The organism is Legionella saoudiensis, assembly GCF_001465875.1.
GTDB lineage: Bacteria > Pseudomonadota > Gammaproteobacteria > Legionellales > Legionellaceae > Legionella > Legionella saoudiensis.
Genome location: NZ_LN901323.1, coordinates 270679 through 295711 on the forward strand (window position 1 = coordinate 270679; position 25033 = coordinate 295711).

The window sequence follows — 25033 nt, forward strand, 5'->3', positions numbered from 1 at the left end:
ATAATAATGTCTGACATGGCTAAAATTGTGCGTTTTCATTCAACAGGAGATGCTGAGGTATTAAAAATTGAAGAACACCCTCTACCTCAGCCAGCTCCTGGTGAAGTACGTTTAAGGGTACATGCTATTGGTGTAAACCGAGCTGAAGTTATGTTTCGCAAAGGGCGCTATTTAGCTGATCCCAGGCTACCCTCTAAAATAGGTTATGAGGCCTCTGGAATTGTGGATGCGGTGGGTATGGGGGTTGACGCAGAGCTAATTGGTAAAAAATTTAGTACGATACCTTGCTTTGATATGAGCCGATATGGAGTTTATGGCGATGTTGCCATTGTGCCGGCATACGCTCTTGCCGCCTATCCGGAAGCGCTTTCTTTTGCAGAAGGCACCTCCATTTGGATGCAGTATTTAACTGCCTACGGTGCACTAGTCCATTATGGCAAGGTCAGCAGAGGCGACCATGTTCTCATTACTGCCGCCAGTAGTAGCGTGGGGATTGCAGCCATTGAAACAACCAAGGCGCAAGGGGCGATTAGCATCGCCGTCACACGTACAGCGAAAAAAGAATCGGCCTTACGAGAGCTTGGCGCAGACCATGTTATCGTCACAGACAAAGAAGATTTACCAACGCGTGTTCAAGAAATTACCCAAGGCCATGGCGCCCGTGTTGTTTTTGATCCCATCGGCGGGCCTGGAATTGAACAGCTTGCCGCGGCAGTAGCAAACCAAGGGATAATCTTCGAATATGGGGCCTTATCCAGTGAGCCAACTCCTTATCCTTTATTTACTGCTTTAGCAAAGGGCTTTTCTATTCGTGGTTATACCTTATTCGAACTAACAAGTGCCCCTCACACACTAGCCCAAGGTGTGAAGTATGTTTATGAGCAGCTTAACAATAAGGTTTTTAAGCCTAAAATTGCCCGGACCTTTACCTTGGAGCAAATTGTAGAAGCGCATCGATATATGGAATCTAATGAGCAAATTGGTAAAATTGTGATATTAGTTTCCTAAGAAGCAAAGCCTGATTGCAACCAACCAATACATGCCTTTCATAGGGTTAGATTATTGCTCTCATTTTGCACCTAAAATTAGGTGCAAAATTTATGGTCTAAATAATTTACCGTCTGCATACTAATATCATTGAATTGGCTTTTTTCACCACCCCGCCTCTCTGTCTGAGCAAATAATCGGCCACGAAAAGAGCCAATACTTTGTTTATCGCGAACATCCTGCAAAAATACCGCAAATAACTCATGCTCATCCGCTGAAAAATCACGCTCTTGCACACGCAACTCTAGCCTATCCTTTATTTGCCCCAAATACTTCTCATATTCGGCCATTACTGACTTTAAACAAGCAATGCCCAATATTATTAAGGTTGAGGTGCTGCATTCATCCTGTTCTTCCATTAGCTGCGCTAACGCAAGTTTGTTATAAGTACTTAATTGATTGGTCGCTAAATGATAAATAGCTGCGATATATTGCGCATGAGCGCGCTCATTAGCAAAGGAATTGAAATATGAGTTAAACCGTTCTTTGCAAATGGTTTTATCATTCCCTGCTAAATTAATAATAGATACTTCCCCGGCAACCGTTTCTGCAGAGCTTATTTCCGGCTCGCGACTTATCTGCCTTCGTGCATGATATTTCTTCTTTATTTTTTGCATAATTGCGTCTATTTTTTTCATAAGTACCCTTATTTAAATATAAAGCTTAGCCTCTTCCTACTGATTTGGGGAATAATCCCATGCAAAAAGGCAGGAATTCACATGGAGCATCAAATGGCAAATACACGGATCGATTTTTATAAAACATCGCCTGAAGCACTTAAAGCGATGATGGGTGTTGAAAAATATGTTAATGGTTCTACCTTAGATAAATTATTACTCGAACTGATAAAGCTGCGCGTGTCACAAATCAATGGATGCGCCTTTTGTGTTGATATGCATTGCGCCGATGCCATTAAAGCAGGGGAATCACAAAGACGATTAAATACCATTGCGGTATGGCGTGAGACCCCATTTTTTACGCAACAGGAACGAGCAGCCCTAGCTTGGGCTGAGGCGGTTACCTTATTATCAGAAACCCATGTACCCGATGAGATATACCAAGAAATGCGCATTCATTTTAATGAGCAGGAGGCAGTAGATCTGACTATGGCCATTATCGCCATTAATGGCTGGAATCGCCTGGCCGTAAGTTTTCGCAAGCTACCTTCATAATGGCAGTAATTCGTTCAATAATGGGATTAAGATCTGAGCATTTATAAGAAGCCCTGATTGTACGCAACCAGAGTACATGATTTTACTATAGCACATAAGACTTACTTATATTCCTAGCAGGCTCAAGCCTCTAGGGCAATATTCGAGAAACGCATCAAAGGTGGCTATAATTTAATTTGTACACATAAATTTGTGAGCTAAGCAATGGATAGGCATGAAAACAAACAAAGAAAGCCAAGCTTTCTTTGGAAAATAAGGCCAATTAAGTTAAACAAATTCATGTTGAATAGTTTATTTATTATCGCCTTATTAATTTTAGCGATGATTAGTGGTAAATCCTATTGGCAACTTAAATCCTTAACAGAAGCCAATCGCTGGGTTGTGCATACCTATGAAGTAATCGAGCAGGTGGATAGCGCCTTGTATACTCTAACCGCAATGGAATCAGCCCAACGCGCTTATCTAATTACCGAGAACAACAATTTTCTCAAAGATGTAAAAGCATTAAAACCAACCCTGAATAACTATTTAAATGAACTCAAAACCCTTACCAGAGACTATGCCGAGCAAAATGCACGAGTACTGCAATTTATTAAATTAGCCGAAGAGCGCGTTGCATTGCTTACCCAGATAGCTGAACTAAAAAGCAAAGAGCAATTTAACACGCCTGCGGGCTTGGCAAATTTTTATGAAAATAATGAAGTTTCCGAGCAGGCAAAAAGTTTAGGCGGAGAAATCAAAGCAATAGAACAAGTTTTGCTTAAAGATAGAAATGACGCCTTAATGCAGGGCGTCTATGCCAGCGAACTCTTTATCATTTTTGGTAGTATTTTTAGTATGGTCCTACTCGTCGTGCCCTTCATACTGGCGAATTTTGAATTAATTAACCGTAAAATTATTGAGCACAAAAACCGCGATGTGCGCAATTACTTAAAACAAATTCTTGAAAGTACCAGTGATGGTATCGCAGCTTTAGATGAAGGCCACCAAGTGCAAATTTTTAATGAATTGTATCAAACGCAATTTAAAAAAATATTTGATTGCTCTTTAACCCAAGGGATGACATTCGAAAAAGCCTTTGCCAATGTTCCAGACAATAAACGTACATTGACTCAATGCTGGCTGGACTCTCTACGTTACGACAAAGAAATTACGGTTCTTGAATTTGAGCACGAAGGAAAAAGGAATATTTTTGAGTTAAGCTCCAGCCCTATTATTAATGATCGTAATGAGATCCATGGCTTGGTGCATAATGTTAGTGATATCACTAATCGCGTGCGCGAACACACCGAACTGGAGGAGTCCTATAAAAAGCTAACTGCCAGCATCAAAGAATTAGAGATTAAAAACGAACAAATAACCCTCATGATTGATATGAGCGATATTATGCTTGCCACCAATTCTTTGGAGGAATTAAGCAGTATTATGGGTAAGTATGCCCAACAATTACTCAACTTTTGCAGTGGCTATCTTTATGTTATGCATCCCTCAAAAAACTTCTTAGAAATGGTGGGCAGCTGGGGAAAACCATCCGCGCAGGAATCTATTTTTAACCCTGAACAATGCTGGGCAATTAGGCTTGGACGCCCTCATAAAATCGTTAAATCCCATCATGAACTGGTTTGTGATCATTTCCACTTCGAAGATGGCATAACAAATACCATCATGTGTGTACCCCTAATGGCACAAAACGATATTTATGGCTTACTGTATATGGAAAGTTCCAAAGAATCATTCACATTAAGTCACGATCAGCAGCTTCTTATCACCGCCTTTGCAGAACTAACCGCCTTAGCTTTAGCTAATGTGCGCTTACGGGATAACTTACGCCATCAATCCATACGCGATCCATTAACCGGTTTATTTAACCGACGTTTCCTGGAGGATGGGCTTTTTAAGCAAAAATTACGCGCTAAAAGCGAAAAGAGCTCATTTGCCATCTTAATGCTTGACCTGGATCATTTTAAAAAAATTAATGATACCTTCGGCCATGATGCTGGCGATATGGCATTAAAAGAAGTTGGTTCCGTATTAGAGCATGCCACGAGAACCGGAGATTTGGCTTCCCGATATGGAGGGGAGGAATTCGTTCTTATTCTTCATGATATAGATAGTAAAAATGCTCAGGCACGAGCAGAAGAAATAAGACTTGCGGTAACCAAAATACGCCTGAAATATGGCGCTCAGCCCATTGGCCCCATAAGTATCTCTATTGGTATTGCCATGTACCCAACCGACAGCGAAGATACAGAAAAGCTTATCGAATTAGCAGACAAAGCCCTATATGCAGCTAAGAAAAAAGGCCGTAATGCGGTAGTCACTTTTGCAGAGATGGGATAATTGCTGGTAACCAGTTTTATTAAAAAGGCCATCTAGAAATAATAAAAAAACCATTAACCTAGAATGGGTATCTGATTAGCTTTTAAAACAAACCTGGCTGCAAACACCAGGCTCTATTTAAGATTGTCTTAGTGAGTATCTTTAAAGCCAAATAAGCCTTTTATTTTATTGAAGAATCCTTCCGCCTCTTCTTCAAAACTTTCTAATTTTTGTACTAAACTTAATTCTTCTTCATCAAGTTCGACGCCAATTTTACTCAGAGCCTCTTGAGGGCTTGCTTTTAATTCTTCTAAGAAATTAGGATCATTTTTTATGGCTTCAAGTACAGTCAGGACTTTAGGACTTTGGCTCATTAGGTGATTAAAATCCATGATATTACTCCTTGGTTCCTTAAAAATTTATAAGGGTTCTTATTAATTATAGTTCAAAAAATAAACTATCTTTCTTTAGGAATCTTTAGCCAATACTCCAATTCACCTGACCACCAATTACGGTTGTTTGCGTATTTGTATGCCCTTTAAGCGCTGTCAATTGCGAGGCATAATTAATCGGCATTTGCTTAAAGAAGGAATGCCCCACCCCAAAATCAAAACCTAACATCTCTGCGGCTTGAAAATGCGCCCCCACTGCAGCAACCGTAGCACTACCTATCGGGTCAGCAACGCCTCGGTCTTGGTTATTAGAAGGCGTATTAATAAATTGCACCCCACCACGCAGCAACCACTTATTCGTCGCCTTAAAGGTCGCCCCAACGGAATAATCAAAGCAATTATGATAATTGAAGGGAATAGTCACCGACATAGGCATACCAAATGGAGTTTCCGTGTGCTTCATGGTGATTTTATTAAATGTTTTCCAATTCGTATAAAATGCGGTAAACATCCCCGTCCAACGCGTGGTGAAATCATGTTGCACGCTTAACTGAGCGCGAGCAGGTAGTGCGGCATCGGTTTTTTGAGCTGAGGTACGAAAGAGTGCGGGACCATTATCTGGAGCATAAACGGTGCTATGGCCAGAAGTGTGAATAGAAATTAGCGAATTATAACTAAAACCAATCCGCGTTTGCTCAGTTACCTCAAATAAAGCGCCAGCATTCCATCCATAACCCCAGCCAGTTAAATGATTTTTTAGGGTTGAATCACCCGCAGAAGAAAGAGGAGGTCCATATTTATTATTTAACGTAAAGGCAAGCCGTAACGCATCAAAACCCGCGCCAACCGAAAAACGCTCGTTAATTTTAACCGCCAGGCTTGGCCCCATATCCATACCAATCACCTGGGAACGTGTTGCAGCATAGCGTGTGATTACATCCGGGGTGGAACCATAATTCGTACCTAATCCAAATGGGGTGGTAAAATGCACACCGGCACTAACACGCTGGGTCAGCGGCCCGGTATAATAAAAGGAAGGCATAAAGGCATTAATTCCACTGTGAGCCACGCCAGACTGCACAATCGGCTCAGGAAATGGAAAAGCAGGCGTACGTGCGCTACCCGTAAAATTGGCCGTACCGGTAATCCCCAAAGCATTAATAACCACCTGTTGATGTGGCAATTTCACCATGCCGGCTGGGTTCGTATAAGCCGTACTGGCATCATCGGTGGCCGTTGCCCAATCTGCATAGGCAACCCCTAAACCGGCTGAATTCACAAAAGGCAAACTAAAGTCAGAGGCCAAGGCTTGAGAAGCACAGCACAACGAAACAAGGGCAAAGGATAAATGAGAGAATTGTCGCACGTTAACGTCCTTTTAAACAGATCTAACTCATTGTATCTAATGTTATTGTTGTGGGCAATTGTCGTTAATTGGTAGGTTGGTCAGACCAACCTACCCTATCATACTGCTACGCCTTATTATTAATTCGGCGCAACAAACCACTTAATACCGTTCCTGGACCAATTTCTTGAAATTGAATATGAGGCTTAGCCTGTAAATATTCAATGGTTTTAGTCCATAATACCGGTTGCGCTATCTGCTGAATTAAATTGCTTTTAACCACTGCAGGATGGTAGGGAGCCGCATCGACATTGGCAATTACCGGAATGCAGGGAGTAGCAAACTCCAGACCTTGCACAAATTCGGCAAAAGCTTGTTGCGCACTGAGCATATACAGCGAATGAAAGGCCCCGCTCACTGATAAGGGAATAAATGAAACCTTATTCAGCCCAGCAAAGAAGGACTGTGCCTGTTGAATATCCGCCTGCGGCCCTGAAATAACCATTTGCCGGTAAGAGTTATAATTGGCAATCCGAACTCCTGACAGTCCGTGCTCATCGAGTAGGGAGGTCAGTTCTTGACTTGATAAGCCAACCACTGCAGCCATGCCCCCTCCTTTCATTTGGCTCATTAACTCCCCACGTTTTTTAACCAAAGCCAAACCAGTAATAAAATCGAAAACACCAGCGGCAAATAGTGCATTATATTCGCCCAAGCTATGTCCGATGACATAATCAGGCTTAGGTTGCCCCTCCGCTAGTGCCTGCAAATAAGAAAAGGCGTTAACGACATACAGTGCCGGCTGGGTATATTGGGTATTATTAAGCTGTTGCTGGCTATCCTCCAGGCATAAAGCGCGTATGGAATAACCCAGTAATGCATCTGCTTGAGCCGTATATTCAGGAAATTGTTCGAATAAACCATGACCCATTCCTCGTTTTTGCGAGCCTTGTCCAGGAAACATATAAGCCAACATTAAATAACTCCATCTTTTAATAAATTAATAATGGTGGCAATTTCTTCCGACATGGGACGACAATGTTCTAGAGTTGGTGAATATTGGCGGATTACCTTATAAATGGATTGCGCGTTCGTGCTGGCTTTCTCAATACCTCGTAACTCCAAGGCCTGACTGGCCGCAAGGAGTAAGATTGCAGTAAGCCGTTCCAAGTTCGCAACTGCTTCCTGAAAATCCAAAGCAGCATGAGTCCCTAAACTATTCACATCTTGATTATCGCCTTCCGTAGGTAGGGTATAGGCTTGATGCGATTGCGCCAACTTACGGTTTTGTACCGCCAAGGCCGCCGATAAGAGCTGCATGGAACGAAACCCATTATGCTTACTGGGGTTAGGGACCAAATTCACCGGTAACTCATGATTTTTACGTGGATGTACTAAATTGGCCAGCAGAGCATGGATCCAGGTGGAGGCCTGAGCAATATTCATTTTCAAAATATCGCAAGCATCGGTCACATAGTAGCCCATGAAATTGGCGCTATGATGGATATTTTGCTCAGCCACATCAATGACAGGATTATCATTGACTGAATTCATTTCATTTTCAATCCAGACAATAGCTCGTTGCAGATTTTCCTGGAATGGGCCGAACCCTTGGGGGACGGAGCGAATAGAATAATAATCTTGTACGGGCTTGTGCGTATAGTCTGTGGCGCGTAACTCATCTAAATCGGTTAATAATTGGCTACCCTGCCAAAAATCAATAAAAAATTGATTAATGTTGCATTCACCTACCTGTTGTTTTAATTGATGCACCATAGGATGGTAGGCGCTATTAATCACCAATAACGCTTCTAGCGTCATTGCAATAGCTGCGAGCATTTGCTGAAAAAGCCGTTGCAAATCATGTAAGGCTAAACTGGCAATTGCCGTCATAAATGAGGTGCCATTGATCAGTGCTAAACCATCGCGCATTACCGGTTTATATGCTTTAAGCCCCGCGCGCTGAATTGCCTCCGGCGCCATCATCACCTGGCCCTGATAGTTAACTGCAACCTCCTCCCCAATTAATGCAGCAGCAATCATCGCCAAAGGAATAAGATCACCACTGGCACCAATAGAACCATAACAGCGCACTATCGGGGTAATTCCCGCATTCAGAAAATCCACCAAAGCATTAATTAATTCAGGATGGACTCCCGAATAACCTTGAGCCAGGCAATGCGCACGGAGCATCATCGTTGCCCGCACAATATGAGGAGATACGATACTACCTAAACCACAAGATAAGGAACGGATAATATTTTCTTGACGTTCATTAATCTCACTATGGTAATCCATAGCTTCCGTTTCTTTAATAGCCGCGTCAATATAACGTACTTGATCACCAAAATTGGTATTTACACCATAAATAGGTACGCGAGAGTCAACATGAATTTTTAAAAATTGATACGCTGCATCCACAGATTGAGCAGCCTGTAATGATAAAGCGATTGATGTCGTCTGCTGGGTCAAAAGTTGCGATGATGCAATCGTCAACCGGCACCCATCCCCAATGGTAATCAACGTTTTCTCTGCTTTTCTGTCAATAGCATTATCCTGAGCATGCACTGATTGTAACTGTTCCATTTCGTTACCAACTCCTGTCTTAACCAAAGAGGGCCTTAGTTTGTACCCTTTTAAAGCCTTTTTCAATTAAAGATTTTCGCTGATATGTATTTGAAAAATAAAAATTTGCATCGAGTGCAGTAAACAAGGACTAAGGTATTAATTTGTGTTCTGCGGAGCTCTTCTTGGCTAAAACACTATTTTTATAGCTATAAATAAAATAAATGAACAAGCCAATGGCCATCCAAACGATAAATCGCACCAAGGTAACCCAAGGCAGGTGTATGACCAAATACAGACAGCTAAATACACCTAAAAGCGGTACGTAAGGCATTCCTGGAGTTCTAAATGGCCGCTCTAACTCAGGGTGTTTATATCGTAAATACAATACACCGATACACACAATAATGAAGGCAAATAAGGTACCGATATTCACTAATTCAGCCAAAACATCAATGGGAACAAATGCAGCTAAAATGGCCATAAGAAAACCACATAGCAAAATAATTCGTGCTGGCGTACGCTGATTTTCAGTAGTTCTTGCAATATTTTTTGGTAATAACCCGTCACGCGACATCGCTAAAATAACGCGCGTCAAGCCATAAAACAATACCAGCATAACGGTAGTTAAGCCTGCAATTGCGCCCACACTAATAAGTCCTGCAGCGGCTTTGTAGCCAAGATGTAATAATGCATGACTAATGGGAGAGGCTACATTTAAGGAGGAGTATGGAGCAATGCCAGTGAGTAAACCCGCGACGATGATGTATAAGACCGTACAGATTACTAAAGAGCCAATGATACCGCGTGGCATATCACGTTGCGGATTAATGGCCTCTTCCGCCGCTGTTGAAACCGCATCAAAGCCAATATAGGCAAAAAATATTAATGAAGCCCCATCAATCACCCCCACCCAACCAAAAGGCAGAAAAGGCGACCAATTTTCAACACGCACCTCTTTAATGGCGATAAGAATAAATAAAAGGATGACTAATAATTTAATCGTTACAATGAGGTTATTCATTCGCGAACTGGATTTTGCACCTGCAATTAATAGTGCAGTTAAGCAGGCAATAATGAATACAGGCGGTAAATTTACAATGCCTCCATAAGCAGGCCCATGCAAAAACAAGGGAGAAAGATGAATTTTTATGGCCATGAGAAAATCATTTGCATACCCGCCCCAACCCACAGAAACGGCAGATACCGAAATAGCATATTCTAATAGCAAATCCCAGCCCACAACCCAAGCAATTAATTCACCAAAGCCGGCATACGCATAACCATAAGCACTGCCACAACCACCAATCATTGCCGCCAACTCAGCATAAGACAAGGCGGAAAAAATACTAGCACCTCCCGCAAGCACATAGGAAAAAACGATTGCCGGCCCGGCTTTGGTTGCCGCAACGACACCTGTTAAAATAAAAATCCCCGCCCCAATAACCGCCCCCACCCCGAAAAAAATAAGATCAACTGCGGTCAAACATCTGTTTAATTGCGATTCACTCTCCAATGAGCTACTAATCTCTTTTTTGCGAAACAAGTCCATGATAGTATGCACCCTGTTTTATGGCTTTATTGTTACACATTGCATTAAAGACTATGCTTTTAATTCTAGTTGAAAAGCCTGGTTATAGGTTAAATTTAAATGAGAAAGTTAGTTATCGGCATACTAATGCTGTTTTCCTTAACCGCATTTTCTGCCGAAAAAACAGAAAATTGCAGCCATTGGCTCACATTCTTTAAACCCGTTTGTCAACGATTTCACCAAATATGGACCGAAGGTAAAACCGACCTTTACATTTCAGGATACGCATGGCACAACCGCTATACTTATAGCCCTAAGCGCATACGTGAGAAAAAATATAATGAATTGGCATGGGGCGGTGGATTAGGCAAAGGCTTTTTTGATGAGCGGGGCAACTGGCACGGTCTTTATGCTTTTGCTTTTCTCGATTCCCATAAAAATGTGGAACCCGTAGTTGGCTACGCCCACTTGTTTGTGGCCTCACTCAACAAAGACATTAAAGCGGGATTAGGTTATTCGGTGCTAATCACTGCACGTCCAGACATCATGCATAATATTCCATTCCCAGGAGCTGTTCCTTGGGCTGGATTTTTTATCCATAGAGTATCTCTAAAAGCTGCTTATATTCCTGGCTCCTCAAGCAACGGTAATGTGCTTTACATGGTAGGAACTTATACTTTTGATTAACTAGCCTATTATTGCTTTTCATGATTATGTGCTATGTTTTTAAGAGTAAAACTACTATTTGGACACTAAAATGAAATCCTTTGTTGAACAAGCACAGTTTTATGCAACTTATCACCAAAACGCTACGACTCGCTATACGCATTTTGCCGGAGTTCCACTGATTGTTCTTTCTTTGATGATTTTATTGGGCTTCATTCAAATTATCATTCCCGGAGTTTTCGTCAGTAATCTTGCCTGGTTCGCGACCATTGCCATTTTAGTCTATTATTTTCTTTTAAATTGGCAGCTGGCTTTAGCCATTACCCCCATTATGTTGTTTTTATTGTGGATCGCTCATTGGTTTAGTGCCGATGGGCCAACCACCCTAGGTATTTGGGCATTTATTATTACCTTCGTTGCCGGTTGGGGCCTACAGCTTTATGGTCATTACATTGAGGGCAAAAAACCTGCGTTTATGGATAATTTATCCCAACTTTTAATTGCTCCTTTGTTTCTAGTGGCGGAGCTTTTTTTCATGGCTGGATACATGAAACCATTGCAGGCGCAAATTTATGGCGGGGTAATTGAAGAAAATAAATTGTAGTGATGTAGGCTGGGCTGTTAAGCCCAGCATTGGAGACACACAGAGATATCGCTGGACTTAACAATCCAGCTTATGCAAACTGGCGCATCCTGATTTTAAAACAATGATGGATCTTATGATTCCGTTTAAAATCCTGATCGATTGTTTGCGCACTTATATCCTGCACCGCATACTTCTCCAGCAACTGTGGATCCAACTTAAACTGACGGAAGTTGGTGGAAAAATATAAAGTTCCATCCGGATTTAATAAGCGCATCGCCTCCTTCACCAGCGTTACGTGATCTCGTTGAATATCCAAAGTATCCGCCATGCGCTTTGAGTTAGAAAAGCTGGGTGGGTCTAAAAAGATCACGTCAAAACGATCCCGTGTAATACGTAGCCATTCACGGCAATCATATTGGATAAACTGATGGCGCGATAAATCCAAATGGTTTAGACGGAAGTTTTCTTCCGCCCAGCGTAAATAAGTGTTAGAGAGATCCACATTCGTTGTTTGCGCCCCAGCTAATGCCGCATGCACACTTGCCGTCCCGGTATAACAAAAACAATTAAGAAAACGCATGCCGGGTTTTAATTTCGCAAAACTTAAACGAATTGGACGATGATCTAAAAACAAACCCGTGTCCAAATAATCGTACAAGTTTACTTTTAATTTTGCTTGGCCTTCAGTCACCACCATCGTATGACGAGTTTGACTTAACTTTTGGTACTGCTCACTGCCCTTTTGCTGTTTACGCTGTTTCACCACCACTTTATCTGCGGCAATACCTAAAGCTTGGGGCACAACTTGCAATACCTCTAAACTACGACGCTCTGCCTTGTGGGCAGGAACACTTGCAGGGGGCGCATATTCCTGCAGTACAGCATAATCATTGTAAATATCAATTGCATAAGCATATTCAGGTAAATCTGCATCATAAACGCGATAGCAAGAAATATGATTTTTTTGCGCCCATTTATGTAAGTGCTTGTAATTCTTTTCTAAGCGATTACATAACATTTGCGCATTTTCAGATAAGGTGCTGCTCATTGCCCCTTTCAACTCATTCCTACCGCTAATATCGAAACAATATAATTTGCACTCTAGCGCGCCGTTGTACAGGGTATATTGCTTATTAGAACGTAAACCTATTGCTTTGGCTAAAATAGGACTTGAGGTAATTACTGCCGCTTTCCAGCCTTGATAATGCTCATGCATGGCCTGGCCTAGCTGTTGATACACAGGTACTAATTGGGTGGTATCGCCCAAACGCTCACCATAAGGAGGATTACTGACTAATAAGCCCTTTCCTACTGGCGCTTTAATATGAGTCATTGCCAGCATATTAAATTCGACTAGAGGAGCCACCCCTGCGCGCTCGGCATTTGCACGCGCAAGCTCAATTGCTTTACGATCCGCATCGGTACCTAATAATTTAACGGATAAAGGCTTAACCTGTTGCAAGGCATCAGAGCGTAATTTTTCCCATAAAGACTCTTGGTGCGAAGCCCAGTATTGCAACGATTGATCCTGACGCAATAAGCCTGGAGCAACATGCGTTGCCATCATGGCCGCTTCAATGACCAAGGTGCCCGAGCCACAAAACGGATCATGTAAGGTATAACCTTGAGCTGCCAACTCTGGCCATTTAGCACGAATTAATAAGGCTGCAGCCACATTTTCTTTAATGGGAGCCTTGCCAGATTGAGTCCGATAACCCCGTTGGTGCAAGCTATATCCGGTTAAGTCAAAACTTACGGTAATTTGATCGTTTTTCAAATAGGCATGGATTAAAATCTGCGGGTTTTCTTTATCAACCGAAGGACGCTCTCCTTTCAAACGGCGAAAATGATCAACGATCCCATCTTTGACTACTTGTCCGCCAAACATCGTATTGCGGATATGTTCCGAGCTGCCATGAAACTCAATAGCCAATGTTTTATCTGGAGAAAAAACTGTCTGCCAGTGAAAATCCGTACATAATTGATGCAGGGCTTGCTCCGTACTACCATAGCCGCTAAACAGAATAAGTTGAACGCGATTGGCAATTCGCGACCAAAGGCATATTTGGTAAATAACGGTGAGACTGGCTTCGCCATAAACTCCTTGCGGACTAACACGAGTTACGGCTAAGCCTAAAGCTTTTACTTCTGCCTCCAATAGATATTCTAACCCTCGGGGGCAGCTTACGAATAAGGAATAATTCATAGAATGCATGACCTTAAATAGCGAAAAAGAGCTTTGGCAGCACCGGTATTTTTTTCCTTTTGCTGATCATCCACTGCTTTTTTGATGAGTTGTCTTAATTGTTGAACTTCTTCCGGATTATAAGTCTCAATAAATTCGGTTAATGCGGTCTTGCCCTCATTAATTAAGCGGTCACGCCAAACTTCTACCTCATGAAATGACGCGGTAACCGAACTTTCTTCCTCGACGATGCGTTCATAAGCAGCAAGAATTTCTTCATGATCAGCGGCCCGCATCAATTTACCAATCAACTGCGCCTGCCTTCTTTTGGCGCCATGGCTTTTAATGGCTTTCGCGTCAACAATTGCCTTGTAAAGATTATCAGGAAGAGGTAGTAAATCCAGCTTAGCCAAACTAAGATCGATAAACTTCACACCGGTTTTTTGTAAAAAATCGGCATCTCTTTTTTTCTGTGATTTACTGACTGGCTCATCCATAGTACATACTTTTTTAATAAAATGGGGGCTAATTATACTATATACCCAAGCGACTCCAAAATGCTTGTTGCCCTTGGGTACTAGCGAGGAAGTTATTCTGCAGCTGCTAGCGGTACTGAAGAGGAAACTTGCGCGTAACGTTTGCCCAGGCGATTGCGCAAATAAGTACGCGTAACAGCTTGAAAATTATAAACAAGGATGCATAAAAGTAATAAATGCAGCCAACTAATCGTTAAGTGCTTAAACAAGGGGATAGTCACTAAAACCCCAAGACATCCTGCAAGGCTTAACACCAAAGTTTTCTTTAAAGGAATTTTATCTTGTTGTAAAAAGACTAGGGTTGTTAAGGGCTGCTGCATGGCTCCAGCAGTAGTCATAATGGGAAAGGCAACGGCTGGCGATACGTTCAGCAAAAACAATACACCTTGAACCATCACAAATAAACCCACTCCGACCGAAGTGAGGGCCCCACAGACCATCAACGCAAAAAAGCCAATAACTAATTTCCAGGAGTGTAGCGCGGTTAACTCTCCACCGATGGGAAGCCAACGATATTGATGCGCGATTAATAGAAAAATAATTACGGCAAAAGCACACATCATGGCTAAACGTACCGCCTGTTTGCTCAGACGGCTCATCACAAAACCACCCAATAAACCTCCAATACAGGTGCCACCAACCAGGATCAGTAGTGTCGTCATATCCACATCGACTAATCGCATAAAAAATAAGGATTCAATCGTTCCCGGAATTACTTGCGCTCCATTATTCACCGCAGGCATTTCATCATCACGAAAAGTGCCCATTAATTTGGCAAGCGTAATGTTAACGGCAAAACTACCAACCCCCAGGGTATCGGCAATAAAAGCAATAAATCCACTCAGCGTAAGTTTCACATATTGAATCAGAGAGAGCGGTTCTGCTGGTTGGCGATAAAGCTTAACGACCATTACGCCAACACAAAGCAGGGTTAATACTAATATACCCAAGATAATCAAAAAGTTAGTCATTCCATTCCTGATTGAAAAAGAAAAAAATTAAGAAAAAGAGCAGATTATTATACACTAAAAATTGATTGGCAGACAGCATTTAGAGCAAAAAACGAGCTCAATGCGTCATAAATAAACTAGCCTGTAACCCGTATTAGACGAAATCGTAATACGGGAAGAATTCGCAGCGCAGACAGCAGTGACTAAAGAGCACAGGCGGTAGTTGGAACACCTACCTGGCCAAAAACCGTTTTTACCATGTCGGTATCAACCGCTAAATCTCGTGCGCCATAAAGTACACCGCAAGCGCCCTGCTCAAAATTGGTAGTTGGAGTCCAATACTTACTGTTGGCAATCACCATCATATGATAGGCTTTTTTAATACCAATATTTTTCGCCATTAAGTAAAAGGCTTTATTAAATATGCCACTGGCGGTATGTACAATAAAACTTTGCTGGTTTTGTGGTCCAGGAATATTTGCCTGCGCATAATTCACTACATCCTCATAGCTAATCGCGCAATAAGCACCATTGCTTTGTGCCAAATTCTTATCCATACAATCGGCAGAGCTTCCATCTGATGAAGGGTAATCCATGAAGCGTAACGCCTTGCCAAACTCATCACGCATAATCGTTTCCCCGATTCCCCAAGTAATTACATTCGCTTCCAAATACACCTTATTATACAGTTGTGGCGCCGTTTCCAATAAGTAAGCACGTGCAGCCTGCCCCCCCATATCCGATAAGGACTCATTCAAGGCTCCGGATTGATCATAATACTCAAGGTTTGAGTGCTGCTCCGTAAAGCCATGGGTTACTTCGTGGCCTGCTACATCCAACGACACCAAAGGATACATTTGCGCGCCATCACCAAAGGACATGTATTGACCATCCCAAAATGCATTATCATAATGCGAACCAAAATGCACGCGCATGACCAACTGGCTAGGCGAACCATCCGGTTTTTGCAAAGCATTTACCCCATACCAATCGCGGTACATATTCACAATTGTATGCCCAAAATAATAAGCATCATTTCTTGGTGAAAAAGCACCATTGATGCGCTCTTCTTGATTATTATTACATTGATAGCTAAATGGGGTAGAAATCCTGCCACTCCAATCCCAAGCGGAATTTAGATTAACTAATTTCACCATGGGAGATTCCATAGTGCATACAGTCCCCATTTGTTTTACTTCCAATGCAGGCAAACCCTCTTTGCCGTACCAATATTCATGAACCTTTTCATTACCGCCAGGACCCACGTCAGCAAAATTCTTCACATTATTCCACTGTTTAAGGAGCTCTCCAGTTTGCGCATCGACAAGGAAAAAGGGCCAGGCCGGCTTGTTATTGGTTTCCATGCTTTTAAAAGAAACCTGATAAACCAGCTTTAACTCAGTATCCGACTCGGCACGGATTTGTAGTTCAACCTGTTCGGCTTGAGTGGGCGTTTGTGGATTAAACGTAAGCCAGGATTTTTTCGCGACATCTAAGGCCTGTTGCTTGCTTAGGGTGGGCTGAGTATTGAGCTGGATGTTGTCAAGCAAATGTCCATTTACTTGAGCATTGCTGTTCGTTACGCTTTTGGAATTGGTTCCAGCACTAATCATCACTTGGGCACCAATTACGGGAATGCCGTGGTACAGTTGCTGATAGCGGGTAATGATCTGGGAGTCTTCCTTGGTTTGATTCACTTCCTGTAAAACACTGGCATTCGTAGAGTCGGGGGTCGCATTGCTGCTCGTGGAACGAGCGGTCATTTTTTTTACCCCTTGCTTAAAGGGAAAATGCTTTAAATTACTTAATGGAGCGTGATATAAATTTACAGTTTCCGTTGCAAAAGCATCGGCCGCAAAGCAAGCCAATGTGATTCCAAGGATTTTTTTCAACATAAATCTTACTCACTAATTAGATTTTGAACATAATGCCACAAAAACGATCTGAACGCAATTAAGGATGATGATGTTTAATACTAAATTTATTTCCCTCGGCGCAAGTTTATACGCCATGAGTTTATTAAGTCATGCAGGCCCTGTTGAACGTTACATGCAGCAGCAATTGGAAGCAAAAAACAGCATCCATAACGTGGCGACCATTCAGCAATACCATTTCCAACAATTGATTGACCATAACAATCCTGCCCGAGGTAGCTTTTCACAACGCTACTATATTGATGAAAACTACGGCCCAGAAACTAATGCACCGGTATTTTTCTATATTTGTGGAGAGGCTACCTGTAACCCCAGTGCCCTTAACGGAGCAATTAGACATTATGCGCAAAAATTTCATGCCAAACTCATCGCCTTAGAGCATCGGTACTATGGTGCCAGCATTCCCGTTACCAACTTATCGACTAAAAACTTACGTTTTTTAACTACGGAAGCCGCATTGGATGATTTAGCTTATTTCCAACGCCACATTAGCCAACAAAAAAACTGGACCGGAAGTTGGATTGCGTTTGGTGGTTCATACCCTGGCTCTCTTTCTGCCTATTATCGCTTAAAATTCCCCTATTTAGTGGCCGGGGCTCTAGCCTCATCCGCGCCTGTAATGGCGAAAGAAGATTTCATTGAATATGACCAGCATGTTACAGAGGTAGTCGGCCCTCAATGTGCCGAACTGATGCGAGAAGTAGTCCATACCGTAGAAGCAAGCTTAGATGACCCAAGCCAATTGGCGCAAATAAAAGAGCTCTTTGGCGCAAGCAACGTGGTAGACCCAATCGATTTTCTCTACCTAATTGCAGATATTGGTGCTGGCGCTGTACAGTATGGCGAAAAAGAAAAATTTTGTGCGACACTTGCCTCCCGTGCAAGCCCTCTGATTGGTTATGCTGAAATAGCTCATGACCTGTATAAAAGCTCAGGGCTTAATGCGGTTGATTTTACCGCACAGGGAGCGATGGATGAAACGATTAATCCAGATGTCCAGAGATTATCGATGCGGCAATGGTATTATCAATCCTGTACGGAATACGGGTACTGGCAAAATGCTCATCCGAATCCGCAGTTATCTACACGCTCGACTTTAATCAATTTAGATTATCACCATCAGGTATGTAAGCGTTTGTTTCAGTTGACACAACCGGCGCAAACCACGAATCTTAATGCTACCTTTTATTATCCCTTAATGGACGCCTTAGTATCTAAAATTTTCTTTACCAATGGCGAACAAGACCCCTGGTCAACCTTGTCCTTGGCAGAAAAAAATGGCAACGCCAGCAACTCAAATCTAAATTATCAATTAATTCTCGGTGCAGCACATTGTGATGATTTGCATAGGCCATCGCTTAATGATTCAGCTTCATTACAACAAGCGCGTAAAACAATGGAGTTATTGTTGAGCCAATGGTTGGCAAATGGTTAATGTACGGTGAAGGATTAAATACTGTTAATTGCGAATACCGCGAAGCAACCCAGGGTTCCCTACTCCAAACCCTGGGTGATCTAATTTATTTAAAACCGACCCTGGCGAAAATCATCCAATGCTTGCATGACCTCTCCTGGAGTATTCATCACGAAAGGCCCATGACGTGCAATAGGTTCATGCAACTTCGCCGCTGCGATTAGCAAACATTGGCTATCCTTCTCAGCGCTTAAAGTTAAAACATCACCTGCGCTCAGCTTGGCTAGTCCGCCTTGTGGTATTAATTGTTCTCCAACCAAAATCGCTCCAGAAACTACTAATAACACCGCCTGATAATCTGCGGGAATATGCTGCTGGATACTACTTCCTAGAGGCAAACTTATATCAAAAAATAAAGGGGCCGTGGCAATGTCTGTAATTGGTGAGGTAGTTCCTTTGTCGGTAGTACCTGCAATCACTTTAATTATTGCACCAGAATTATGATGCTCTAAGGGCAAATCACTACTTTGAAGTTCTTGATAACGGGGCTCACGCATTTTCTCAGCAGCAGGTAAATTCAACCATAGCTGCAGGCCTGTTAAACGCCCACGTTCTGCTGAAGGCATTTCCGAATGCACAATTCCCTTACCAGCAGTCATCCATTGCACATCGCCCGGACCGATAGTCCCTTTATGCCCTTTATTATCTTCATGGGTAATACTTCCATCAAGCAAATAAGTAATGGTTTCAAAACCACGATGAGGATGAGGGGGAAAGCCGGCCATAAAATCCATGGGGTTATTACTGTCAAAATAATCCAGTAAAAGCAACGGCTCAAATTCATTTGTTCGCTCAATACCGATGTAGCGATGCAACTTAACGCCTGCGCCTTCGCGCACCATCATGCCATAAGTTAATCGCTCTACTTTAATATCATGCATGGCGCCACCTCCTATTCAATCAAAAATCCCGGTACAAACAGGAAATTGACTTTATTGGCTGCCTAATTTAAGCATAGTTCAAAAAAGATCCTTTTCCCACTGAGGTATTTTTAGATGGATGCTGGGAATATAATTTCAAGGGCTGAGTTTACTTAATTAATCTAGTTTTGAAAAAAAGCACCCATCATAACGATGGGTGCTTCTAAGGAGTGATAGAAAATTATTCTTCGTCATGACAGCTTTTAAATTTCTCTGCCATTTTGTCTTCCATTTTCTTCATCATACCTTGCAATTGCGTTTTTTGTTGATCATTAAGCACGGCATAAATTTGATTTTTAGCATTAACTTTTGCTTTAATCATATCACCAATTAGTTTAGTCTTTTTATCAATTAAAGCACTCACCGCAGATTGGTCCATGTTAGGTGAAATAGCTTGATCGTTGATTTGCTTACTCAAATCCCGCATTTGGTCCCCACTTTGTTGCATGGTTGTTTTCATGTTTTCCAAAATAGGTTTAATTTTTTGCTTTTGAGAGTCATCCAGTTTTAAAGACTCCAACATTTGCTTCATGCCTTCGCCACATGAATTTGCAAACGCAGTTGGACAAAGAATTAAAGAAACAGTTAATGCGAGTATTCCTAAAATTTTCTTATACATGATTACTTTCCTTAGTTATGTTGAAATCATAAAGAAGTATAGACGCTTATTTTGTAAAAAATATCACCTACTATAAAAAATGTATTATTTTTTTATAGCGAATTTCACTATACTATCTCCCATGTTGAGATTGCCGCAATTGAGGTTACCATGAGTTTACTAACAAAAATGCTACTATCTGCCGTCTTATTAATGGCAATAACTACAGCAAGTCAGGCCGATGTACTCTTGCGTGACCTTCAAGGACAGGAAATTTCTTTTGCCTCATTGAAAGGAAAATGGGTACTCATTAATTACTGGGCAGGCTGGTGTAAAACCTGTGTGGAAGAAATTCCCGAACTTAACCGTTTTTATCACAAGCATGCGCATGATTCTGTAGCCTTATTTGCCGTAAATTATGACGCGCTACCGCTGGATAAGCAGCATCGCTTAATTAGGCAATTAAATATTCAATATCCTTCGCTACGTACTGATCCCGCCTTTGCTTTAGGTTTAGGCGATATCACTGGCGTTCCAGTTACTTTCGTATTTAACCCCCAAGGTGAACTGGTGAATACTCTCTATGGTGGCCAAGACGTTAGGGCTTTAGAAGAAGCCATGATGGGTTAATAAAATAGCCTTGATGCCGCAATATAATTAAGGCTATGGCTAATCAAATAAAGATTTTTGGTAATACGATTCAGTTTCAACCGGTTGTTGTTGGAAATGCACCCCTAACCCAAGCAAGCGGATAGGTTTAGGATGGTGCAAATTTATCTTGTGAAATAATCCCATATAATATTCCAGATTAGGCTGGTTGGTTTTAATCTCTGCCGACAGCACTTTAAAATCGCTATTTTTTATTTTAATAAACTGATTTTTTATGACTAAATCAGCAGCATGCTTTTGAATGCGTACAAGCAAATCCTCATATAATTCGCGAATGATTGCCATTGCGTGCTCTGGTTCCACAATATCATGCAGCAAAGTTTTTTCCACACTCAGGGATTTTCGCACTCGATTAGGCTGCACCGGACGATTATCAATTCCCCGAACCTGGTAATATAACTGTTGGCCAAACTTCCCAAATTGCTCCGTTAAAAATGCCAATGAATATTGATAGAGATCATTACAAGTAAAAATATTTAAGTGATGTAATTTTTGTGCGGTTACCTTACCAACACCAAATAATTTATCAACCGCTAAAGTTTTAACAAATTCCGGCACTTGTTCTGGGGTAATCACAAACAAACCATCCGGTTTATGCCAAGCGCTGGCTATTTTTGCTAAAAATTTATTGGGTGCTACTCCGGCTGAGGCGGTCAGCCCATGCTCCTGAAAAATAGCCTGGCGAATGGCTTGAGCCATTCGTGTAGCACTGTTTTGATAATAAGAAGAATGAGTAACATCCAAAAAGGCTTCGTCCAAAGATAAAGGTTCTACCAAATCGGTGAAACGATGAAAAATGGTATTAATCGCCTGAGAAACCTCGCGGTATTTGGCCATGTTTACCGGTAAAACAATTAGCTTAGGGCATAGCCGCTGTGCTCTAGCCGTAGGCATTGCTGAGCGTACCCCATAATCACGAGCAATATAATTACAGGTGCATAAGACTCCTCGCTGGCTGGCTAAGCCACCAACGGCGACGGGTTGGTTACGTAATAAAGGGTTATCACGCATTTCAATAGCCGCATAAAAACAATCCATATCCACATGAATTATTTTTCGTGGCGCTGAAGCTTTTTCGTCTATAGGTATGTTCATTATGATAAGAAGTCGAATTGCACCAACAGCTAATTTTCTTCGCTACAACAACAGTGTTCTTATTGATAATTGCCAATGGGAATCAGCAACAATAACCAGACTTATTACGAAACCGTACTTACAAACAAGCGTTGTTTTTGCGCCTGCGTGATGCGAATTTTAAGCAACCAATCGCCCTCTTCACTAATCGATTCATTTAAAATCGCCCCAAGCTCATAGAGCTGAGCGCGTAGCTTCGCTTGTGTGGGTTTCAAGAGAATATCTTCAATCAATATCGCACCATGCAATTGAGTACTAATGGCTTCTTTTAATAAATCCAAGCCCTGATTGGCCGCCGCAGAAATCCAAACCTTACACCATTCCTGGCTGTAATCAATTTTCGGCACCCAATCTTCTTTTAAATCAATTTTATTAAACACATGGATAACTGGAACATCCAATACCCCCAATTCATCCAAAACTTGTTGTACGGAGGATACGGTATCACGCCAGTGCGGATCGGAAATATCAATCACGTGCAGTAATAAATCTGCTTGTTGCGTTTCTTCCAATGTAGCGCGGAAGGCTTCCACTAAATGATGCGGTAAATCACGAATAAAACCTACGGTATCCGTCAAAATAACTGATGAAGAGCCGGGTAAACTTAATTGCCGCATTGTGGGGTCTAACGTTGCAAATAATTGATCCGCCACATAAATGCTTTCCCCAGTTAAGGTATTAAATAAAGTGGATTTACCCGCATTTGTATAACCGACCAAAGAAACAGTGGGCATAGAGGCTTTACGGCGAGCTTGCCGGTTTTGATCGCGGCTGCAACGCACCTTTTCCAGGCGTTTGTTAATGTATTTTATCCGCTCACGCAATAAGCGCCGGTCGGTTTCCAACTGCGTTTCACCCGGGCCACGTAAACCAATACCGCCCTTTTGACGCTCCAAGTGGGTCCAACCGCGAATAAGTCGGGTAGATAAATGTTGTAATTGCGCTAATTCAACCTGTAATTTACCTTCAAAGGTACGAGCGCGTTGTGCGAAAATATCGAGAATAAGACCGCTACGGTCTACCACCCGACATTCCAATAAACGCTCTAGGTTGCGTTCTTGTGAAGGAGATAGCTCATGATTGACCAAGACCAATTCAGCATCTAAAGCCTTAACCATTTGTGCAATTTCTTCTGCCTTACCTTTGCCTACATAATATTTGGCTTCGGGTGTTGCACGCGTGCCTAAAACACAATCCAGTACTTCAGCTTTTGCTGAACATGCCAACTCTTCAAATTCTTGTAATGCTTTTTCAGCATCAACCCCAGGCAGCGCCAATTGCACGAGGATCGCTCGTTCACCACCTTGCGGACGTTCAAACAATACTTATTCTCCGACAAAAAAGGCCAACTAACCTAAAAAAAGCGCGGAATATTTAGTGCAAACCTGCTGCTTTTTTTAGGATAAATTGGGTATTCCCAATTTATGTTGTTAAAAAATGCCTAGTCTGCCACAGTTCCCTCGCTTCCACCAGTTCCATCCTCGGTAGGAACTTTTACCGCTCGTGATGGTACTACTGTAGATATAGCATGTTTATAAACCATTTGGGTAATGGAATTCTTTAACATTACGACATATTGATCAAAAGAATCCACTACGCCATGCAATTTAATTCCATTGACTAAAAAAATGGAAACAGGCACCTTTTCTTTACGCAACTCATTTAAAAAAGGGTCTTGTAATAAATGATTTTTAGACATTGCCCACTCCTTGTTGTTATTGTAATTTTAAAAGGCAAAACGTGCATCTAATAACTTATTCGACATTTTCTCAGAAAACTTTAGCTTAAATTCATGACAGCTTTAATTTATTCCGTTACTATAGCTGTACAAATTTAAATCTTGGGTTTTTGGGAGATTTAAAATGCTTGATGCACGTGCGATCTAAACCACATAAACCTATGTTTTATAAGTTTAGACATAGTTTTTATTTATCGCCAAAGAACTTTAAAATACTTAGGAGCTGTTTACATTTCGCAAGCTTAAGGCAAAATATAAACAGCCTCAAATTAAACCACTGTAGCGATGTAGGAAACCTTCCAACCATTAACATTAAGGAGATTTAAATGACCTATAGTCGTATTGAGTTATTAGAACATAAAGCACCTTATGAATTATTCAATGATGTCGATGCTGGAGACACCTTCGCCGAACACCAAGATATATTAGATAACGAATTATCCGAAGACGAACAACTCGAATTTGCTGTAAAACTGGTAAGTAGTTGTCCTCAAGATAAATTAAAAGATCTTAAGAATGCAGCAAAAGCATTATACTCAGCAAGACAGGCCGATACTTGTTTTTATTCCGTAATTGATGATGCCCTACAGGTAAAAATACGTCTTCTAAGTATCTTAGATAATAAGAATAAACAACCTCATGCATTTTTATTAGAAGAAAACACCCCGGACTTACTAGAACGCTTTAATGTTTTAGCAGGCGAAATATTGGGAAAAAATGAAATTGCCATTGCCGAGCGCCTGGCGTTGTTAACCCCAGAAGAAGATCGCAGTAAGCTTGCGCGAACCATTCATAACATTTTTCCGAACAGCGCACTCGCAGAAGAGGTCAATGCGGCGTTTACCTTAAGACGTCAGGTAAGACAATTACTCGGCGAAACACCGGATTTATTTTTTACTGATCTTGATTTTAACCGTGATAACTGCCTCAAATTTTCCACCATGCTCTCCAAGCTTCTAACTGGACATGAGGCGGAAATTGGTAGCAAACTAGCGAAGAAAGGCTTTGAAATACGACAAGACATTCGTCACAAATTAGAACTTTTAACTAGCTCGGCATTTAATAGCACCGATCCATTTCTGTTAATTGCCAAAGAAATGAACGCCAAACGCGTATCTATTGGGGCGAATAGTAGCACTCTGTATGGGGGTTCTACAGCACCAACATCAACAATTACCCCATTTTCAGAAAATTCAAACAGTAACAGTCTATGATTTATTTTTTTAATCCTATTTTTAAACTTCTTTGCCCTTACATTGTAAGGGCTTCATA

The 25033-nt window shown here is 41.7% G+C and carries 23 protein-coding genes; 8 read left to right on the forward strand and 15 right to left on the reverse strand.

What is annotated here, in order from left to right; all coding sequences use genetic code 11:
* Positions 1–6: 6 nt before the first annotated feature.
* Entirely contained in the window at positions 7–1008 is a 1002-nt protein-coding gene (locus tag BN3124_RS07550; protein WP_058534189.1) for a zinc-dependent alcohol dehydrogenase family protein, read from the forward strand.
* 77 nt (positions 1009–1085) lie between these two features.
* On the opposite strand, the gene BN3124_RS07555 is transcribed toward BN3124_RS07550, so the two are convergent.
* A complete protein-coding gene (locus BN3124_RS07555) occupies positions 1086–1685 on the reverse strand; it encodes a hypothetical protein (RefSeq protein ID WP_058534190.1) in 600 nt (199 codons plus the stop codon).
* Between the two features lie 93 nt (positions 1686–1778).
* Between BN3124_RS07555 and BN3124_RS07560 the strand changes: the two genes are divergently transcribed.
* Positions 1779–2219, forward strand: coding sequence for a carboxymuconolactone decarboxylase family protein (locus tag BN3124_RS07560; protein WP_058534490.1), 441 nt, complete (start codon positions 1779–1781; stop codon positions 2217–2219).
* Positions 2220–2423: 204 nt separating this feature from the next.
* Complete coding sequence (locus tag BN3124_RS07565) at positions 2424–4559, forward strand: diguanylate cyclase (protein WP_058534191.1); 2136 nt, start codon at positions 2424–2426, stop codon at positions 4557–4559.
* Positions 4560–4687: 128 nt separating this feature from the next.
* On the opposite strand, the gene BN3124_RS07570 is transcribed toward BN3124_RS07565, so the two are convergent.
* The 5 genes from BN3124_RS07570 to BN3124_RS07590 form a co-directional block, all read right to left on the reverse strand.
* Positions 4688–4930 (reverse strand): hypothetical protein, encoded by a 243-nt coding sequence (locus tag BN3124_RS07570; RefSeq protein ID WP_058534192.1) that lies wholly within the window; start codon positions 4928–4930, stop codon positions 4688–4690.
* An 85-nt stretch (positions 4931–5015) separates the two neighbouring features.
* Positions 5016–6296: an OmpP1/FadL family transporter gene (locus tag BN3124_RS07575; RefSeq protein ID WP_058534193.1), complete on the reverse strand. Its 1281-nt coding sequence runs from the start codon at positions 6294–6296 to the stop codon at positions 5016–5018.
* Between the two features lie 106 nt (positions 6297–6402).
* Positions 6403–7251 carry an ACP S-malonyltransferase gene (gene fabD / locus BN3124_RS07580; protein ID WP_058534194.1) on the reverse strand — a complete coding sequence of 283 codons (849 nt, stop codon included), beginning with the start codon at positions 7249–7251 and terminating at the stop codon, positions 6403–6405.
* The gene (locus tag BN3124_RS07585) at positions 7251–8861 is read right to left on the reverse strand and encodes an HAL/PAL/TAL family ammonia-lyase (RefSeq protein WP_058534195.1); all 1611 of its coding nucleotides are present in this window, start codon (positions 8859–8861) and stop codon (positions 7251–7253) included. The genes fabD and BN3124_RS07585 overlap by 1 nt, the downstream gene beginning before the upstream one ends.
* A gap of 130 nt (positions 8862–8991) precedes the next feature.
* Complete coding sequence (locus BN3124_RS07590; RefSeq protein ID WP_058534196.1) at positions 8992–10392, reverse strand: amino acid permease; 1401 nt, start codon at positions 10390–10392, stop codon at positions 8992–8994.
* A 99-nt stretch (positions 10393–10491) separates the two neighbouring features.
* On the opposite strand from BN3124_RS07590, the gene pagP reads away from it, so the two are divergent.
* On the forward strand, positions 10492–11058 hold the full coding sequence (gene pagP, locus BN3124_RS07595) for a lipid IV(A) palmitoyltransferase PagP (RefSeq protein WP_058534197.1): 567 nt from the start codon (positions 10492–10494) through the stop codon (positions 11056–11058).
* 70 nt (positions 11059–11128) lie between these two features.
* Complete coding sequence (locus BN3124_RS07600) at positions 11129–11641, forward strand: Mpo1 family 2-hydroxy fatty acid dioxygenase (protein WP_058534198.1); 513 nt, start codon at positions 11129–11131, stop codon at positions 11639–11641.
* A gap of 70 nt (positions 11642–11711) precedes the next feature.
* Here BN3124_RS07600 and rlmKL read toward each other — a convergent pair whose 3' ends face one another.
* From rlmKL to BN3124_RS07620, 4 genes are all read right to left on the reverse strand, one after another.
* The gene (gene rlmKL, locus BN3124_RS07605; RefSeq protein ID WP_058534199.1) at positions 11712–13829 is read right to left on the reverse strand and encodes a bifunctional 23S rRNA (guanine(2069)-N(7))-methyltransferase RlmK/23S rRNA (guanine(2445)-N(2))-methyltransferase RlmL; all 2118 of its coding nucleotides are present in this window, start codon (positions 13827–13829) and stop codon (positions 11712–11714) included.
* Complete coding sequence (yjgA, locus tag BN3124_RS07610) at positions 13826–14305, reverse strand: ribosome biogenesis factor YjgA (RefSeq protein WP_058534200.1); 480 nt, start codon at positions 14303–14305, stop codon at positions 13826–13828. Before yjgA ends, rlmKL begins: the two co-directional genes overlap by 4 nt.
* A 92-nt stretch (positions 14306–14397) precedes the next feature.
* On the reverse strand, positions 14398–15315 hold the full coding sequence (locus BN3124_RS07615; protein ID WP_058534201.1) for a sulfite exporter TauE/SafE family protein: 918 nt from the start codon (positions 15313–15315) through the stop codon (positions 14398–14400).
* Between the two features lie 182 nt (positions 15316–15497).
* Positions 15498–17189, reverse strand: a complete 1692-nt coding sequence (locus BN3124_RS07620) for a M4 family metallopeptidase (RefSeq protein WP_058534202.1) — start codon at positions 17187–17189, stop codon at positions 15498–15500.
* Between the two features lie 70 nt (positions 17190–17259).
* On the opposite strand from BN3124_RS07620, the gene BN3124_RS07625 reads away from it, so the two are divergent.
* The gene (locus BN3124_RS07625; RefSeq protein WP_230849118.1) at positions 17260–18663 is read left to right on the forward strand and encodes a S28 family serine protease; all 1404 of its coding nucleotides are present in this window, start codon (positions 17260–17262) and stop codon (positions 18661–18663) included.
* An 89-nt stretch (positions 18664–18752) separates the two neighbouring features.
* Here the strand turns inward: BN3124_RS07625 and BN3124_RS07630 are convergent, their stop codons facing one another.
* Both BN3124_RS07630 and BN3124_RS07635 read right to left on the reverse strand, forming a co-directional pair.
* Positions 18753–19583 carry a pirin family protein gene (locus BN3124_RS07630; RefSeq protein WP_058534204.1) on the reverse strand — a complete coding sequence of 277 codons (831 nt, stop codon included), beginning with the start codon at positions 19581–19583 and terminating at the stop codon, positions 18753–18755.
* Between the two features lie 220 nt (positions 19584–19803).
* Entirely contained in the window at positions 19804–20241 is a 438-nt protein-coding gene (locus BN3124_RS07635) for a Spy/CpxP family protein refolding chaperone (protein WP_058534205.1), read from the reverse strand.
* 150 nt (positions 20242–20391) lie between these two features.
* Here BN3124_RS07635 and BN3124_RS07640 point away from each other — a divergent pair, with 150 nt between their 5' ends.
* Positions 20392–20850: a TlpA disulfide reductase family protein gene (locus BN3124_RS07640; RefSeq protein ID WP_058534206.1), complete on the forward strand. Its 459-nt coding sequence runs from the start codon at positions 20392–20394 to the stop codon at positions 20848–20850.
* A 39-nt stretch (positions 20851–20889) separates the two neighbouring features.
* Here BN3124_RS07640 and dinB read toward each other — a convergent pair whose 3' ends face one another.
* The 3 genes from dinB to hfq all read right to left on the reverse strand — a co-directional run bounded on the left by dinB (position 20890) and on the right by hfq (position 23722).
* Entirely contained in the window at positions 20890–21984 is a 1095-nt protein-coding gene (gene dinB, locus BN3124_RS07645; RefSeq protein ID WP_058534207.1) for a DNA polymerase IV, read from the reverse strand.
* Positions 21985–22088: 104 nt separating this feature from the next.
* Positions 22089–23345, reverse strand: a complete 1257-nt coding sequence (hflX, locus tag BN3124_RS07650) for a ribosome rescue GTPase HflX (protein WP_058534208.1) — start codon at positions 23343–23345, stop codon at positions 22089–22091.
* 119 nt (positions 23346–23464) lie between these two features.
* Complete coding sequence (gene hfq, locus BN3124_RS07655) at positions 23465–23722, reverse strand: RNA chaperone Hfq (protein WP_058534209.1); 258 nt, start codon at positions 23720–23722, stop codon at positions 23465–23467.
* A gap of 365 nt (positions 23723–24087) precedes the next feature.
* Between hfq and BN3124_RS07660 the strand changes: the two genes are divergently transcribed.
* A complete protein-coding gene (locus tag BN3124_RS07660) occupies positions 24088–24975 on the forward strand; it encodes a lpg0008 family Dot/Icm T4SS effector (RefSeq protein ID WP_058534210.1) in 888 nt (295 codons plus the stop codon).
* Positions 24976–25033: the final 58 nt, after the last annotated feature.

Coding starts and splice junctions, on each gene's coding strand:
- BN3124_RS07615 (WP_058534201.1), bottom strand. CDS start 15,315: ATGACTAACTTTTTGATTATCTTGGGTATATTAGTATTAACCCTGCTT.
- BN3124_RS07590 (WP_058534196.1), bottom strand. CDS start 10,392: ATGGACTTGTTTCGCAAAAAAGAGATTAGTAGCTCATTGGAGAGTGAA.
- BN3124_RS07560 (WP_058534490.1), top strand. CDS start 1,779: ATGGCAAATACACGGATCGATTTTTATAAAACATCGCCTGAAGCACTT.
- fabD (WP_058534194.1), bottom strand. CDS start 7,251: ATGTTGGCTTATATGTTTCCTGGACAAGGCTCGCAAAAACGAGGAATG.
- BN3124_RS07600 (WP_058534198.1), top strand. CDS start 11,129: ATGAAATCCTTTGTTGAACAAGCACAGTTTTATGCAACTTATCACCAA.
- BN3124_RS07585 (WP_058534195.1), bottom strand. CDS start 8,861: ATGGAACAGTTACAATCAGTGCATGCTCAGGATAATGCTATTGACAGA.
- hfq (WP_058534209.1), bottom strand. CDS start 23,722: ATGTCTAAAAATCATTTATTACAAGACCCTTTTTTAAATGAGTTGCGT.
- BN3124_RS07640 (WP_058534206.1), top strand. CDS start 20,392: ATGAGTTTACTAACAAAAATGCTACTATCTGCCGTCTTATTAATGGCA.
- yjgA (WP_058534200.1), bottom strand. CDS start 14,305: ATGGATGAGCCAGTCAGTAAATCACAGAAAAAAAGAGATGCCGATTTT.
- BN3124_RS07565 (WP_058534191.1), top strand. CDS start 2,424: ATGGATAGGCATGAAAACAAACAAAGAAAGCCAAGCTTTCTTTGGAAA.
- pagP (WP_058534197.1), top strand. CDS start 10,492: ATGAGAAAGTTAGTTATCGGCATACTAATGCTGTTTTCCTTAACCGCA.
- rlmKL (WP_058534199.1), bottom strand. CDS start 13,829: ATGAATTATTCCTTATTCGTAAGCTGCCCCCGAGGGTTAGAATATCTA.
- BN3124_RS07620 (WP_058534202.1), bottom strand. CDS start 17,189: ATGTTGAAAAAAATCCTTGGAATCACATTGGCTTGCTTTGCGGCCGAT.
- BN3124_RS07550 (WP_058534189.1), top strand. CDS start 7: ATGTCTGACATGGCTAAAATTGTGCGTTTTCATTCAACAGGAGATGCT.
- dinB (WP_058534207.1), bottom strand. CDS start 21,984: ATGAACATACCTATAGACGAAAAAGCTTCAGCGCCACGAAAAATAATT.
- BN3124_RS07570 (WP_058534192.1), bottom strand. CDS start 4,930: ATGGATTTTAATCACCTAATGAGCCAAAGTCCTAAAGTCCTGACTGTA.
- BN3124_RS07630 (WP_058534204.1), bottom strand. CDS start 19,583: ATGCATGATATTAAAGTAGAGCGATTAACTTATGGCATGATGGTGCGC.
- BN3124_RS07555 (WP_058534190.1), bottom strand. CDS start 1,685: ATGAAAAAAATAGACGCAATTATGCAAAAAATAAAGAAGAAATATCAT.
- BN3124_RS07660 (WP_058534210.1), top strand. CDS start 24,088: ATGACCTATAGTCGTATTGAGTTATTAGAACATAAAGCACCTTATGAA.
- BN3124_RS07635 (WP_058534205.1), bottom strand. CDS start 20,241: ATGTATAAGAAAATTTTAGGAATACTCGCATTAACTGTTTCTTTAATT.
- BN3124_RS07625 (WP_230849118.1), top strand. CDS start 17,260: ATGTTTAATACTAAATTTATTTCCCTCGGCGCAAGTTTATACGCCATG.